16 protein-coding genes and 1 tRNA gene are annotated in these 13924 nt (G+C 41.6%); 8 read left to right on the top strand and 9 right to left on the bottom strand.

Going from position 1 to position 13924, the window contains the following annotated elements; genetic code table 11:
* Positions 1-49: 49 nt before the first annotated feature.
* A complete protein-coding gene (locus DF182_RS00825) occupies positions 50-1117 on the top strand; it encodes a glycoside hydrolase family 76 protein (RefSeq protein ID WP_211327017.1) in 1068 nt (355 codons plus the stop codon).
* A gap of 51 nt (positions 1118-1168) precedes the next feature.
* Here the strand turns inward: DF182_RS00825 and DF182_RS00820 are convergent, their stop codons facing one another.
* Both DF182_RS00820 and DF182_RS00815 read right to left on the bottom strand, forming a co-directional pair.
* Positions 1169-2221 carry a baeRF3 domain-containing protein gene (locus tag DF182_RS00820; protein WP_113613797.1) on the bottom strand — a complete coding sequence of 351 codons (1053 nt, stop codon included), beginning with the start codon at positions 2219-2221 and terminating at the stop codon, positions 1169-1171.
* 108 nt (positions 2222-2329) lie between these two features.
* On the bottom strand, positions 2330-2944 hold the full coding sequence (locus tag DF182_RS00815; protein ID WP_113613796.1) for a TetR/AcrR family transcriptional regulator: 615 nt from the start codon (positions 2942-2944) through the stop codon (positions 2330-2332).
* A 189-nt stretch (positions 2945-3133) separates the two neighbouring features.
* On the opposite strand from DF182_RS00815, the gene DF182_RS00810 reads away from it, so the two are divergent.
* The 4 genes from DF182_RS00810 (at position 3134) to DF182_RS00795 (ending at position 5091) form a co-directional block, all read left to right on the top strand.
* Complete coding sequence (locus tag DF182_RS00810; protein WP_113613795.1) at positions 3134-3538, top strand: carbohydrate-binding protein; 405 nt, start codon at positions 3134-3136, stop codon at positions 3536-3538.
* 96 nt (positions 3539-3634) lie between these two features.
* A tRNA-Leu gene (locus DF182_RS00805) sits at positions 3635-3718 on the top strand.
* Positions 3719-3924: 206 nt separating this feature from the next.
* Positions 3925-4617 (top strand): helix-turn-helix transcriptional regulator, encoded by a 693-nt coding sequence (locus DF182_RS00800; RefSeq protein ID WP_113613794.1) that lies wholly within the window; start codon positions 3925-3927, stop codon positions 4615-4617.
* 81 nt (positions 4618-4698) lie between these two features.
* Positions 4699-5091: a RidA family protein gene (locus tag DF182_RS00795; RefSeq protein WP_113613793.1), complete on the top strand. Its 393-nt coding sequence runs from the start codon at positions 4699-4701 to the stop codon at positions 5089-5091.
* 224 nt (positions 5092-5315) lie between these two features.
* On the opposite strand, the gene DF182_RS00790 is transcribed toward DF182_RS00795, so the two are convergent.
* The 3 genes from DF182_RS00790 to DF182_RS00780 form a co-directional block, all read right to left on the bottom strand.
* Positions 5316-5579, bottom strand: a complete 264-nt coding sequence (locus DF182_RS00790; RefSeq protein ID WP_113613792.1) for a hypothetical protein — start codon at positions 5577-5579, stop codon at positions 5316-5318.
* A gap of 195 nt (positions 5580-5774) precedes the next feature.
* Complete coding sequence (locus DF182_RS00785) at positions 5775-6194, bottom strand: SH3 domain-containing protein (RefSeq protein ID WP_113613791.1); 420 nt, start codon at positions 6192-6194, stop codon at positions 5775-5777.
* Positions 6195-6221: 27 nt separating this feature from the next.
* Positions 6222-6746, bottom strand: coding sequence for a BON domain-containing protein (locus DF182_RS00780; RefSeq protein ID WP_211327016.1), 525 nt, complete (start codon positions 6744-6746; stop codon positions 6222-6224).
* A 523-nt stretch (positions 6747-7269) separates the two neighbouring features.
* Here DF182_RS00780 and DF182_RS00775 point away from each other — a divergent pair.
* The 3 genes from DF182_RS00775 (at position 7270) to DF182_RS00765 (ending at position 11341) form a co-directional block, all read left to right on the top strand.
* Positions 7270-7641, top strand: a complete 372-nt coding sequence (locus DF182_RS00775) for a hypothetical protein (RefSeq protein ID WP_147243302.1) — start codon at positions 7270-7272, stop codon at positions 7639-7641.
* A gap of 1146 nt (positions 7642-8787) precedes the next feature.
* A complete protein-coding gene (locus DF182_RS00770) occupies positions 8788-10560 on the top strand; it encodes a M57 family metalloprotease (RefSeq protein WP_245957342.1) in 1773 nt (590 codons plus the stop codon).
* 277 nt (positions 10561-10837) lie between these two features.
* Entirely contained in the window at positions 10838-11341 is a 504-nt protein-coding gene (locus tag DF182_RS00765; protein WP_113613788.1) for a cupin domain-containing protein, read from the top strand.
* Between the two features lie 205 nt (positions 11342-11546).
* On the opposite strand, the gene DF182_RS00760 is transcribed toward DF182_RS00765, so the two are convergent.
* From DF182_RS00760 to DF182_RS00745, 4 genes are all read right to left on the bottom strand, one after another.
* A complete protein-coding gene (locus tag DF182_RS00760) occupies positions 11547-11873 on the bottom strand; it encodes a hypothetical protein (protein ID WP_113613787.1) in 327 nt (108 codons plus the stop codon).
* Between the two features lie 271 nt (positions 11874-12144).
* Entirely contained in the window at positions 12145-12918 is a 774-nt protein-coding gene (locus tag DF182_RS00755) for a metallophosphoesterase family protein (protein ID WP_113613786.1), read from the bottom strand.
* A gap of 30 nt (positions 12919-12948) precedes the next feature.
* Complete coding sequence (locus DF182_RS00750) at positions 12949-13362, bottom strand: arsenate reductase ArsC (protein WP_113613785.1); 414 nt, start codon at positions 13360-13362, stop codon at positions 12949-12951.
* 19 nt (positions 13363-13381) lie between these two features.
* On the bottom strand, positions 13382-13909 hold the full coding sequence (locus tag DF182_RS00745) for a DUF6428 family protein (RefSeq protein ID WP_113613784.1): 528 nt from the start codon (positions 13907-13909) through the stop codon (positions 13382-13384).
* Positions 13910-13924 lie beyond the last annotated feature (15 nt).

Genomic DNA, 13924 nt, shown 5'->3' with positions numbered 1-13924 from the left:
CTGATGGTTATTTTGTTTGAGGTACATCCCATACTCATAAAATAACACTATGATCAGAAAGGCATGGCTAACGTTGGCGTATACACTATCCGGCGCCATGGCATTGGCCCAAACCAATGCGCAAAAGGCTGATCTGCTGCAGGCAGCGGTCACCAGGTATCTGTTTGAACCGGCTACTGGCTTGTATATTCAAACCAGCGACCGCAGTAAAAATCACAATGCCCATGCGGACCTGTGGGGGCTTTGTGCGCTGGTGCAGGCTGCCAATGAAATGGAGCGGCTGCATCCGCGTAAAAATTATCTGCCACCTGTAGCGGCTGCGATACAACAATATTATGATCCGATTCCTCCTGCGCCAGGCTATGCTTCCTATGTAGTGAAGGAAAGGAGGGAAGACCGCTATTATGATGACAACCAATGGATCGGTATTGCTTACCTCGATGCGTGGCAACGTACCCGGCAGTCTGTTTATCTTACCAGGGGAGAAGAGATCTATCGTTTTATGATGACGGGATATGATACAATCACCGGTGGCGGACTCTATTGGAGAGAGGGGGACAAGACCACCAAAAACACCTGCTCCAACGGGCCTGGGATACTACTGGCGCTGCAGTTGTACGAGGCTACCCAGCGTAAGCCTTATCTGGATACTGCATTGTTGTTGTATAACTGGGTTAATCGTTATCTGCGGGATGAAGATGGTGTGTATTGGGATGCTATTAAACCGCAGAAAAATAACCGGATTGATTCTGCGGCGTATACTTATAATACCGGCACTATGCTGGAAGCCAACGTAAAGCTGTACCGTATTACACATCAGCAGCAGTACCTGAAGGAAGCACAACATATTGCAGCGGGTAGTTACCACCGTTTTTACCGGGATGGTTTGTTTCGTTCTTCTTACTGGTTTAATGCTGTATTGTTGAGAGGATATCTGGCTTTATATAAAGAAGATGGCTATAAGCAATATGTAGATGCCATGCAGGCTTATGCAGATCGGGTTTGGGAGCATGATCTTGATAAAAACACTCATATGCTGGGAAAACGTCCGGAGAAGGAGTTGTTGGCCCAGGCTGGTATGATGGAGATATATGCGCGGCTGGCGCTGGTAAAATAAAAAACCGCGCTGGTGGACACCAACGCGGTTTGCGCTGCAAAATGTGTATGATTAAAATCTTGTGACGAGTGCGATGCCCTGGTATTCGTTGAGGGTATTTTCATCCAGAAAGATGACATTACCGCCTTTGATGAGTACGGTGTCTATGACTGGCAGGGTGATATCCGTAGAGCCGTCGCCGTTACCCATGGAGATGGTTCCGTCTTCAATATGCCCGAGCGGGAAATATGTTTTTTCCATGTATAAGGTATCAGCCTGTCCGCTTTCGGCGGCAGTATAGATATCGTTCAGCTCTACCAGCAGTTTCCGGGCAGATTGTGCCTGGCTGATTTTTTCCAGGGCAGCTTCCTGTTTGCCGGCGATATATTGCTGGATAAGCGGAAAGGTCACTTTAGCTATTTCCGCATCGGTGGTATCATCAAAACTACCATGATGTTTGGCGATCACAATATTTTTGATATCCATGTTATCTTCATAAAATACCAGGTTTCTGTCTTTCCCTAATAAAATTACAGGCAGGGGATTCGCTGCATAATATTTTTTAAAACGTTTATCGGCTGTGTTAAAGAATTCTTTCAGGAGGTTGTCAATGACAATGTCTTGCGAGAGCCGCATGGGATCTGTGGTGTAGTAGTTGTTGATGTATGGGAAATCCTCGTTTTGGATTTCGAGTTCTATTTTATCATTGAAAGCTTCCAGCAGTCTTATTTTCTGTTTGGATATAGAAATAATATAGTAGTGTTCGCTCTGCTGGATAGCTTTGAGCAGTGGGCGTATTTCGAAGCGGTCGCTGATAACATACCGGTCTGTTGTGGGGATGGGTAGGCGGTAAACCTGTGCCATATCGGCATTGGCGAAGATGGCCAGTGTGTCCAGGTTATAGTCGTGATTGATAGTGCTTTCGATTTCTCTGATTTTATCGAGCACGGGCCATACAGTCCGTTTATCGTATTGTTCGTACAGCCCTTTTTCCACCTGGGTGATCAGGTTTTTGAGATGTATGTTGTCTTGTTTGTTATCGGGGAAGGTGCGGTGGGTAGAAACGAGGATGGTTACTGCGGGCGCACCTATATATTGACTTAGTTTGATCAGTTCTTGTTCCATAGTCTCCTGTTTTATCTGTGTAAACAATTCGCAACGTGTAAAGTTTATTGTGTTATCACACAAAGATGAAGTGAAACAGGAGCGGGGAAAATGACAGGGATCAGCTGGTTACTGATCCTGGTCAGCCTGTTGCCGGCCTTTGGCTGTCAGATAAGGATAGAACTGATCGCAGAACACCTGGCAGTAGTGGTGGACTGCTTTTTTGCCTTTGAGGTTTAGTTTTATTTCATTGTGGGAAAGCCAGAAGTCGCCCATAATGTATATCTGTGTGATAAGATTTTTCCAGATGTGATCGGGGATGTCGTCCCGGAAGACGCCTTCTTTGATGAGTGCATCAAATAGCAGGAGGAACTGTTCTTCGCGGGATTTATCCCAGCTGCTGTATACGGTTTTGACGGCTGGTACGCGGCGGGTCACTTCCACGAAGTGGAGGAAGATAAAGCGGTACTGCCAGATAAGTTCAAACAGTTGTTCTGTCCAGCTGCGGAAGTCGCTGAAGGTGATGGTGGCAGGTTTTTCCTTTATGCCGATGAGGTGGGTAAAGCCGTCGTTGACCTCGTTGAACAGGACGAGGATGATATCATTGGTGTTTTTATAATGATACTGGAGGTTGCCGTGGCTGATGTCCAGTTCCTTTGCTATATGCCTGATAGTGATAGCATCTATGCCCTGTTCGTTGAACAATTTAAGGGCGGCGTTCCGTATTTTTTCTTTTGTGTCCATGATATTAGTACAAATGTACTATTTTTTGGAAAAATATATTGTCGATACTATTTTATATAAAATGATGTTATTATTTTGATATAAATATTACATAATTCCTTAATTTTAATTTTTATCATTAATTTTCGGAGGAAACCGCGGGGACGTTTTCATTCTGAGTTAAAAACAAACTATCCTATCCTATACCTTATGAGGCTGTTGTTGTTACTATTTTTTGCCATGGTGCAGCTGACTGTTTATGGGCAGGCAGTAGCGCCGACGGCTAAAAAAGGTAACCGTGCTACGGAATTCCAGATGAAAGAGGGGAGTTACCTGGCTTTTGCACAAGTAAACCTCAGCATGGGAGAGATCGGCTTTCAGGTGGAAGTAGCCTGTGAGCATAAGAAAAGCGGGTCCAGGCTGGAATTCAGGATAGACAAGCCTAAAGGCAAAATTATCGGCACCCTCGATATCCCCTATACCGGCGACAGCACCTACGCCCTGAAACTAACCGGCAACCTGCGACATGCAGAAGGTGTACACGATCTGTACCTTGTAGCCAAAGGAGGCGTGGCTTTCAGTGTAACCTCCTTCAGTTTTATCCACAATTATTAATATATGCTTTCCCGTTAGTCTGAAAAAAAATTTACTTTTTGTTTGGAAAATAAATGGGAGTGCTTATCTTTGCGCTCCCTGATCACAATATCAGTTGCCCAGATGGCGAAATTGGTAGACGCACTGTGTTCAGGTCGCAGCGCCTGCAAGGGTGTGCTGGTTCGAATCCAGTTCTGGGCACTAGGAAAGGTTGTAGATATCTGATCTACAGCCTTTTTTATTTCTATGAGTGTCAAAGATCCACGCTCTTTAGTGCTTTCTCCCACTATTTGCGACACTCAATTGACACCCACAATGACACTCAGTTTGTTTGCGCTTCCCTATTACTTCGGGAGTAACACTATTCCAAAACAACTATTTCCTCTATAAAACGGATCAAGTTGAAAATGAAAGAAAACGATACCAAGCGACTTTCACGGCTAACCGCTATCTTAATACAATTGCAGACAAAGCGATTGTTGACAGCGACCAGCCTTGCTGAAAAATTTAATGTCAATGTAAGAACCATCTACAGAGATATCAGGGCATTGGAACAGGCCGGGGTGCCTATTCTTACAGAAGAGGGAAAAGGGTATACGCTGATGGAAGGCTATAAAATTCCGCCGGTGATGTTTTCTGAAAGCCAGGCCAATGCGCTTATTCTGGCGGAGCAATTGGTGCTAAAAAATAAAGACACTTCTTTTGTAAAAGATTACACCGAGGCTATCGATAAAATAAAAGCAGTGCTAAGGCAGCCGGAAAAAGACAAAGCCAACTTGCTCGCTGACCGTACCCGTTTTGAGCAGAATATAAACAGGGAAAGAAACAGTAATAATATATCGCAGCTACAAAATGCGCTGACTAATTTTCTCTTAATAAAAGTGAAATACAGTAACGAGCGAAATAAAGCCTCAGACAGGATCCTTGAGCCTTTTGCCCTGATCAGCACCAATGAAAACTGGTTGCTGATAGCCTGGTGCCGCATGCGTAAAGCATTCAGGTATTTCCGCCTGGACAGGATTACCAGACTGGAAATTCTCTCCGAAAATTTCACCCCGCATAAAATGACGCTGCAGGAGTATTTTGATAAATATTACTAATTTTTTTATACCCCTGACATAAGGCTGTCGTAACCCCGTTTTAGGTTTGCACTATCAATAACAAATTAATAGTCAACAAAAATGGAAAAGCAGACTTTCGACCCTTGGGCATGGGGCAAAAACACTAATTCAGTACAGGCAGTAGAAGTTAAAAATGTAGCAGGAACACTCTATTGTTCCGGGCAGGTAGCGATAGATGCCAATGGGATACCAAGCGGTGCGGACATGCGTTCACAGCTTATTCAAACTATTCAGAACCTGGAAGAGCTGATCAGCGAATCAGGTTATGAGTGCAAGAACATTGTAAGACTGAACGTGTATACTACCTCTACACAAGAATTTTTTTCAACCTGTATGGATGTGTATGTGCCTTTTATTCAAAAGTACAGTATCCAGCAAGCCACTACTTTATTGGGTGTTAAAGAATTATTTGCTACGTTGACGGTAGAACTGGAAGCAACAGTGGTAAGATAAGCATTGGGGTAACGTCCTACAATAAAAGCCGGAGATGATCTCCGGCTTTTATTTTTTCATGCAGTGTTAATTGTTTTAATGCATATATCCGTTCGATTTTTTCCGATTGGATAATTTAGTAAGGTCATTTTTTATATTTGCCTTGACAGGTGAAGAAGTACTAAAAAGTGTGTAAAAAGGACATACTTTCAAGAATTTGAAAATTTGCGACATTCATTTGACACTCAAAGAGAACAACTTATTGATAAGCATGCTGTAAAGAATCCAGTTCTGGGCACTAAAAAGGAAAGGTCGGAGATATCTCCGACCTTTCCTTTTTTAAGTACTTCCAAATCCTTTACAGGCAAGGCGATCAGCTCCAATATAGGGTTAGGCTCAATGGTTCGATAATCGTTTCTATCAAAAATGAGTTTTGAAGAGAATATCGAACCAATGATCTTTTGTTTGGCATCTAAATCAAGAACCGTTATTCCGTTCAATAAAGGCATTTTTTGGAAACCTAACACCCTTTATCCGGAGCCTAAATTGGCATAAGTTGCAGGAAAATTTTCCGAATTATTATGAGGAGTAAAGAAGGACAGAAAAGATAATAGGCAAGATAGCTCGACCATTTTTTCTAAAATGAAAGAAGGTGCCTCAAAATTACTTTTGAGACACCTTCTTTTTATTCTTTTTGATAGTAATCAGGCAGGTTGTAAATATTGTGCATAAGAATACCCCTCAGCACCATCATCGGTACGAATGAGCCACCATTGCTCATTCATTTTACTGATGAGTGTAACAATTTCACCATGTGCAGCCTTTCCAACGATTGGCTGATCTGTTCCCGGCCCTTTACGAATATTAAGATTGGTTGATTCAGTGACTACTGTCAATTTAGCCCCGGTTACTGCGGTAGCTACCTGAATATCCATTACAACATCTCCGCTAAGAAAATTTGGATCTATCTGCCCATAAATATTCCAAAGCTTATCTTTAACATCCCCGCTGGGAGCAGTGCCATTAATATGCAATACTCCATCCTGTTCCGCAACTTGCAGATCTGAAACACCAGATGCTGTCGCTGTATCCAGCAAATCTTTGTATTTATCCTGTAATGCCATAAATGTTTTAGTTTAAAATGGACTGACTTATTTTACTTTCAAACCTTTTGCATCTACCTTTTTAGGATGTAATGCATCTAATGCCATCTTTAAGGTTTTCCAACGATCTGCTTTCTCTTCGCCGGTAACTGTTAATACGCCATCTTTTACGTCTACTTTTACGCCAGGGAAATCTTTCACTACATCAGCTACCGCAGTTTTGAGTGAATCATCTGCTGTTACCGCTACAGGTGCTGCAGGTGGAGGAGGAGGCGTAACCGTGATGTTATTAACCACGCTCTTAACATCTTTTACAGACTTAGCTGCTTTTTCAGCAGATGTTTTCTCTTCCTCAGTACTTACTGTACCAGACAATGTTACTACCCCTTCTTTTACATTGGCAGTTACTCCAGGAATAGATTGAACTGCTGTACTAACTGTGGTCATGATTTCCGAATCTTTCGGTTTGCTCTTACAAGCAACCATGAAAAATAGCCCAATGGCCATGATGGAAGTCGTCAGATGCCTGAGTTTCATAGTTTCTAAAGTTTTAAAGGTGATAAATTCCGCCAAAAGATAAGTATCTTTTTTTATCCTGCAATAAAATCGCAGTCAAATACTTATGATTTAACATTAAAAACGCTATGAATAACGGCTAACTGTTAACTATACACGAGGGATATTAATGCGGGTTGGACTGGGATACCAAAAATCCCAGCGGTATTTGTAGTAAACATACTACATCATTATACTACCATTATCATGTTTGGGCCCCGGTTGGATGAACGTCGTGGTACATAGTGGGGTATCTAAATAGTTGTAGAATAATATTTGGAAATCATTGTTGTCCGGGTAAATTAATTGCTGGCATACGATCAATATACGCAATTGGGAGAATCACTAAGAAACAAATAAGGAGTGCTTTATTTAAGGAAATATGTAGCTGTGAAGAGAATGAGTAAGAAGGGCGATAAGATCACATTTTGCTGTATCCTGGCAGTGTATTGTGGTACCTTTACTGGGGTATTCATGTAAAGCTCCAGGTATCACTTCAATAACACGACGATCATATCATTCATCCCTCAAAGCCTTTTTTATGAATCTTCATGTTGCTTTCAGCATAGCACTAATGCTCAGTCTCTCTCCTGTAAACAACGGACAACCAGGCCATGCAAATACTACAACCATACCTGCCATTACTGCCAGGCGGCTCTTTGTCACCTATTTTTACTTCGGCGGCTACTGCCCTGCTGCTACCTGGCTAGGTAGAGAAATCATTATTTATAACCCGGATACCACCCGGACGATCACTGTCACGCTGGAGAAGAAAACCTACAATGGCAGCGTGCTTGTCAGTACAGTTTACCTGAATGTAGTGCTACCGCCGCAAACTCCGCATGACCTGGGATGTACCGCCGACTTTCCTATCGGAACATATTACGTATATCAACAGGTAGCAGAAACATAATCTGGTACAACGCTTTGTACAACGCAGCTACCATTGCCTGCTATTAATGCAATTATACAGCAGTAACAGATAACTGTAACGGGCTCGTTATATTTACTTCCATGTTACAGCAACAGTATATCAGTTATAAAAAAGTAAATTGTTGTTGCCAAACTTTACACGAACATATGATCAACTAAATATTGAAAACTATTATCGTAAAAAATCACAACGAAGTGAAAAAAAAACCGAAGATCCGGGAACAACGGTGTCTTATTTCTCTTATTAGTCTGACATGGTTGTTCTTCAGGCAATGACGGTTTGCCCGGCTGGATAGCCTCAACGAATTAGACTACCTGTAATGTATTATAAAACAATTGTGCGAATGTCTGCGCTAGTCCGCTCTGGTTGCCCCTATTGTATTATCGTTCTATTGTAGTATTGCGATTGGTTTGTTGTTTTACAACAAAAAAGCTCGATCTTTTAAAATTAAATGCCGCCCAACCGACAATACTGGTATCGTCATTTTTGTGATTTATACTGATTATGATAAAAGAACGCAAGACCCCTGTTGATTAAAGCTTACGTTGGTTCGATTTTCACTGTTTTATTCTTTTCAGGCCTAAATGACTAACATTTTATTGATACAGAATTCTAAAAATGGTATTAAAGTTAGTCTACTTCAGTTCTGTTTATCTTCCAAAGGTTGCATATACGATTTTGCTAAATTAAAACTTAGATATAATTTTAAGGGGGAGGACCTCATCTACCATTTCTCTAATCTGCCGTGACTCGTTTTTAAGGGAAGGATAATTGAATTTTAGCCTTGTTCACAACTAGAGTAAGTCGCCCCAAAAGATTTTAATACACAATCCAGAGAAAACACTACTGTTTATTTATAACCCAAAATCAAATAAACTTTATGGAAATGGCCAAACCCTCATCATTCGTATTCCTTTTTGTATTCCTACCAGCTATTTTCCATAAGAAGATGCAACAATTAAAAAAAACAGCTTCTATTGTTTCAATGTAAAGTGCTCTTGATTTTACATTCTATGGCTCTGCTCTCTGTTATTTGTAATACTTTATTTTCCAGCACTTAATCTTTTATCTATGAAATTTCAATTACTGAAAGTCTTAACCGGTCTATTTATTTTCTGTTCCCTAATGCTATCATGTAAAAAAGAATCTAAAACGGTAGCTAAAGAGAGTGAAATTGAAACAGAAGTGATAAATAAAATAAAAAACGAAGGATTTAGCACTAATGGCATTATAAAAGTAGAAGGCGGATATGTAGTAGAGGGCGATATATTCCTCTCAGAGAAAAGCCTTGCGAATAAGAGTTCCTCTCCTCAGATACGTATTGCTAAAACCGAACAATACAGAACCCGTAATTTAATATCAGTATCTGGAACCAGGGTAATTACGATCTCTGTAACAGGACTGCCACCCGCTTATATAGCTGCTGCAGATGAAGCAATTGCCCGCTATAACGCACTCAATCTTCGGCTCACTTTTCAGCGGATAAACAGTGGAGGGAATATAGACATTCAAAATGCTGATCTAGGACCTGGTATATTAGGCCGTTCTGCTGGTTTCCCGGATGCTCAGGGTAACCCACCAAGTCCTATTCTGTTAAATGCCGGCTACATTGGCAACTCACCAGATCAGTCTTATATTGCTACCATCATAGCACATGAAATTGGGCACACAATTGGATTCCGACATACTGATTACTTTAACAGGGGTTATAGTTGCGGTTATTCTAATCCTAATGACGAAGGTGACGCAGGCGTAGGTGCGATTAATATTCCTGGTACCCCAACTGCAGAAGACCCCAATAGTTGGATGTTAGCTTGTGCAGGTAACAATGTAAACCGCCCTTTTAATACAAACGATCAGATAGCACTGAGAACTTTATATGGTACACCTAAACAAGTGGGGCTGGGTGGTTATGACCTATTGTCTACAAATGATCAGACATTCGCTTTTGACTATAACAGCAGTGGTAAAGCCGATCATCTCGTATTGTACCGACCAGGATCTGGCTTATTCTGGGTACTACAAAACAATCAGGGTACCTTTGGTAATGTATATGCTTCCAACCAGGGCATAAATGGTTATGACTTGACATCTACAAATGATCAGGCATTTGCTTTTGATTATAACAGTAGCGGTAAAACCGATCATCTCGTGATATACAGACCAGGATCTGGTATACTATGGATATTGCGAAACAATAACGGTACATTTAGCAATGTATATGCTTCCAACCACGGTATAGCAGGATATGACCTGTTATCAGCCAATGACAAAGTATTTGCTTTTGATTATACAGGTAGCGGGAAAGCCGACCATCTTGTAGTATACCGACCAGGATCTGGGTTACTATGGATACTACGAAACAATAATGGTACATTTAGTAATGTATATGCCTCCAATCAGGGTATAGCAGGATATGACCTGTTATCAGCCAATGACAAAGTATTTGCTTTTGATTATACAGGTAGCGGGAAAGCTGACCATCTTGTAGTATACCGACCAGGATCCGGTATACTATGGATACTACGAAACAATAATGGTACATTTAGCAATGTATATGCTTCCAACCAGGGTATAGCAGGATATGATCTGTTATCAGGCAATGACAAAGTATTTACCTTTGATTATACAGGTAGCGGGAAAGCCGACCATCTTGTAGTATACCGGCCAGGATCTGGGTTACTATGGATACTACGAAACAATAATGGCACTTTTAGCAACGTATATGCTTCCAACCAGGGTATAGCCGGATACGACCTGTTATCTACTTACGATAAGGTAATACCTTTTGACTATTTGAGTAATGGCAGCTCTAATTACCTATTTATATGCAGACCGGGGTCAGGTATAGCATGGATGCTACGAAACAGTAATGGTATTTTTAGCAATGTATATTAAGCATGGGGAAAACCCATGAATTCGTTTTATACTTTTTGGGACAGATTTTTTTGAATACGTGAATAAATCCATCAGGTACTTGTTAACAATACTGTTGGCCATACGAGTTTCTACTCATAGATGCGTATTTATACTGATTCTTGTAAGAAATCTGTTCTGCGGCTTTTAATTCTTATTAAAATATAATTGCTTTGCTACTCGGAATACAACTGCATAACTACAATTGCTTTCGGGAGTTGATACAGGTAACTATGCCATAATAATTATTAATACAGCAATGATCACAGAAGAATTAAAAGCACTTCTGGCTAACAACCCAATGCCAGATACCCTTGCCCCTACAGACAGGCGCAGAGTATACCGCGGCAGTACTGCCGTTGTTAACTTCCTGTTGACTTCAAAGGAAACCAATAATGCCCTCTCCATTATAGATGGTACTGCCATGAAAGGCAGCGAACCTCCCAGGCATGTGCACGAATATGAAGATGAAACATTTATTATCAAAGAAGGAGAAATGGATTTTTATATTGGTGACCAGATTATACATGCTAAAGCCGGCGATGTAGTATTTGCCCCCAGGAAGGTGCCGCATCATTTTGTGGTAAAAAGCGACTACGTAAAAAACATGATCGTGATGACACCTGGTGCATTTGATCAATACTTCTGGTATCTGTCTGCTCCATGTGGTACAGAAAAAACATTCGTTCCACAGCAACAGACTTCCGAAGAGATGAAGAAATGGAAAGACCTGGTAAAGCTTTTTGGAGTAGACTTTTTATAGAATTTACCTGGTTCCTGCACTGGTGTGGTATCATCCATAGTGTACGTTGATACCCTGTAGGTCCTTTCTTCCAGTTCCGGGCAGATTTCGACAGGTTTATACAAAAAGGCTGCTTTGGGAGCCTTTTTGTATTTTAAGTCATGATTAATACAACTTAATTATATTCTAACCTGAAGGTTTAAGAGAAGAGGGGAGTGAGAGATGTCTAAAAATCAACCTCTCCCAGTTCAATTTCTCCAACTTTATATCCTAATTCTCTGGTCGCAATATGTTTAATTTCTTTAACCCAAATCTGCCAATCAGTATCGTCCATTAATCCTGTAAATTGCAAACCACCAGGTTCTACTGATGCAGAGATATGCTTCTCTTTCTCATTATAACTAAACCAATAAGGTATTCCTTCTTCGCCGAGATCACCACCTTCTCCAAAACCCAACCAACCATTAAGCTGAGTGTAAATAAAAGGAATTTTATCCCATATTTCCCGCGGTGCATCGTACCTGATATTTAAATTCATTCCTTGTTCTTGCATAAAACGAATTTAGAACAATCACTCCTTCCAGCAATTACATATTTCATCTGGTTTAAATGAAGACAATTCCAAATGGACTTACTCATAACCAATAGCACAGTTCTTGAATCATTCTATACGGTTTCAGGAAAGAAAATGATTCTGATACAATGTCCATTGATAGAACCCAGCAATGGCTGTCTTCTTCTATCTTCTGACAGATGAAACGCTTTAATTCTGCATTAAACTGTTCCTATATGATTGTCGGTTGCTGTAACATACTGTTGCTGTTTTAATAGGCTTTCCTCAGCATATCTGCAAACTCATTCGGCAGCGGACTATCTTCTACCGCTTTGGCTGCTTTTTCTACATCATACTCAAAACGGACAAATTCCACCTGTATGCTGTCTTTATCATGAATGCTGCTGTTGTCGTTGATATGCAGTATTACATAACCGCCTCTGGGGTCACCATCTTTCGGTTTGCCCACGGAGCCGATGTTGATGGCATGGCGGTAGTGCTGATTTTCTTCCGGTGTAGTAGGCAGTATTCGGTGATAAGGTTTGTGTGTGTGACCAAAGCACATGATATCAGCATCGGCATCTGTCATAATTCGGAGCATGCTTTTTTCTTCCCGGTCTTCAAACAGGTATTCGTTGATTTTACGCGGGCTGCCATGTACTAACAGCAGGTTCAGTTTATCGTTGTTGGGTTGAAACGCTACTTTGATATGTGCAGGTAGTGTGCGCAGATAGCGGCGCTCCTCCTCATTTACGATGCTGTTGGTAAAGGAAATGGACACGGCTCCATTCGCTTTTTCAGTGTCTGTTTTGTAGGCGCAGCCGCAATCATCGCTGCTGCGCCCAATACCAAAGTCATAGTTACCGGCGATGGTAGGAATACCCCGTTTACGCACTTCGTTGATGACTTCATTGGGCCAGATATTGTAGCCAACCAGATCGCCCAGGCAATAGATGGCATCCGGCTTCCGCTGCTCAACGTCTTTAAAGAAGGCTTCCAATGCAGGCAGGTTGGCGTGTACGTCACTGAATAAAGCAATTTTCATAAATAGTTTTTTGACAATCTGTTAGGATGATTACAAATGTGTTGTTACAAAGGATTGGGTATATGTTTTTATGATCTGCCTTACCTCCCTGAACTGCTGCATCACTTCTGCCTCGGTACCGGTAGCCTTTGCCGGGTCTGGGAAATTCTCATGAAACTTTTGTGCAGTGGTGGGGAAGAAGGGGCACCTTTCTTTTGCGTTGTCACAAACCGTGATCACATAATCAAAAGGGACGTTGCTATACTCGGAGATGTTATTGGAGGTATGATGGGAAATGTCAATTCCATCTTCCGCCATGGTAGCAATGGCTTTCGGATTAACGCCGTGTGTTTCCACACCGGCGCTGTAAACCTCGGCCTTGTTGCCGGCAAAATGTCTCAGATATCCTTCTGCTATCTGGCTGCGGCAACTGTTGCCGGTGCAGAGTACTAATATTTTTTTCATAGTTGTATTTGATCTGTAGTTAGCAACAGCCACCGCCTGGGGTGCAAGCCTGACCACCTTCTATTGAAACCGGTATTTCCAGTGTTTTGTTTTTGGGTGTACCGCAGGTTTGGCCGCGATCTGTGGCCTTGCACTGGGTGGCATCAGGTTGCAGGTTCACGATCAGGTTTTCGCCGTCAGCGACGATTTCGTTCGGGTACATCTGACGGGTATCGAATGCGGAGTTACCAAATTCAATTTTCACTACTGCGTTCGGATTCAGCGGAAGACTGGCCTCCACCAGGTTCACTATTTTTAATGCTTTGTGTACGGCCATGGCTCTGTCGGTCTGTTGTTCTTCCGGTTCCCACAACTGAACAATGATTTCTGTCCAGGCATTCATCTTACCGCCGCAGTCAACAGAGGTGATAGGAGCCTGTTTGATTTCTGTGATATGATAGGAAGCATCTACCCATTTGTCTGTTGCGTATTGAAACTGTAAAATCTGATCAGGGTGCAATTCCAGCTGTTCTTTGAATATCTGCCAGGTCATTTTTGTGTTCGTCATCTCAAAATATTTTTA

This window comes from Chitinophaga flava (assembly GCF_003308995.1).
GTDB classification, from domain to species: Bacteria; Bacteroidota; Bacteroidia; order Chitinophagales; family Chitinophagaceae; genus Chitinophaga; species Chitinophaga flava.
Note: the sequence above shows the minus strand (reverse complement) of the source record. Positions and strands in the feature narration are given on the sequence as shown.

Coding starts and splice junctions, on each gene's coding strand:
- DF182_RS00750 (WP_113613785.1), bottom strand. CDS start 13,362: ATGAAAAAAATATTAGTACTCTGCACCGGCAACAGTTGCCGCAGCCAG.
- DF182_RS00800 (WP_113613794.1), top strand. CDS start 3,925: ATGAAAGAAAACGATACCAAGCGACTTTCACGGCTAACCGCTATCTTA.
- DF182_RS00755 (WP_113613786.1), bottom strand. CDS start 12,918: ATGAAAATTGCTTTATTCAGTGACGTACACGCCAACCTGCCTGCATTG.
- DF182_RS00745 (WP_113613784.1), bottom strand. CDS start 13,909: ATGACGAACACAAAAATGACCTGGCAGATATTCAAAGAACAGCTGGAA.
- DF182_RS00825 (WP_211327017.1), top strand. CDS start 50: ATGATCAGAAAGGCATGGCTAACGTTGGCGTATACACTATCCGGCGCC.
- DF182_RS00790 (WP_113613792.1), bottom strand. CDS start 5,579: ATGCCTTTATTGAACGGAATAACGGTTCTTGATTTAGATGCCAAACAA.
- DF182_RS00815 (WP_113613796.1), bottom strand. CDS start 2,944: ATGGACACAAAAGAAAAAATACGGAACGCCGCCCTTAAATTGTTCAAC.
- DF182_RS00770 (WP_245957342.1), top strand. CDS start 8,788: ATGCTATCATGTAAAAAAGAATCTAAAACGGTAGCTAAAGAGAGTGAA.
- DF182_RS00760 (WP_113613787.1), bottom strand. CDS start 11,873: ATGCAAGAACAAGGAATGAATTTAAATATCAGGTACGATGCACCGCGG.
- DF182_RS00810 (WP_113613795.1), top strand. CDS start 3,134: ATGAGGCTGTTGTTGTTACTATTTTTTGCCATGGTGCAGCTGACTGTT.
- DF182_RS00775 (WP_147243302.1), top strand. CDS start 7,270: ATGAATCTTCATGTTGCTTTCAGCATAGCACTAATGCTCAGTCTCTCT.
- DF182_RS00785 (WP_113613791.1), bottom strand. CDS start 6,194: ATGGCATTACAGGATAAATACAAAGATTTGCTGGATACAGCGACAGCA.
- DF182_RS00820 (WP_113613797.1), bottom strand. CDS start 2,221: ATGGAACAAGAACTGATCAAACTAAGTCAATATATAGGTGCGCCCGCA.
- DF182_RS00765 (WP_113613788.1), top strand. CDS start 10,838: ATGATCACAGAAGAATTAAAAGCACTTCTGGCTAACAACCCAATGCCA.
- DF182_RS00795 (WP_113613793.1), top strand. CDS start 4,699: ATGGAAAAGCAGACTTTCGACCCTTGGGCATGGGGCAAAAACACTAAT.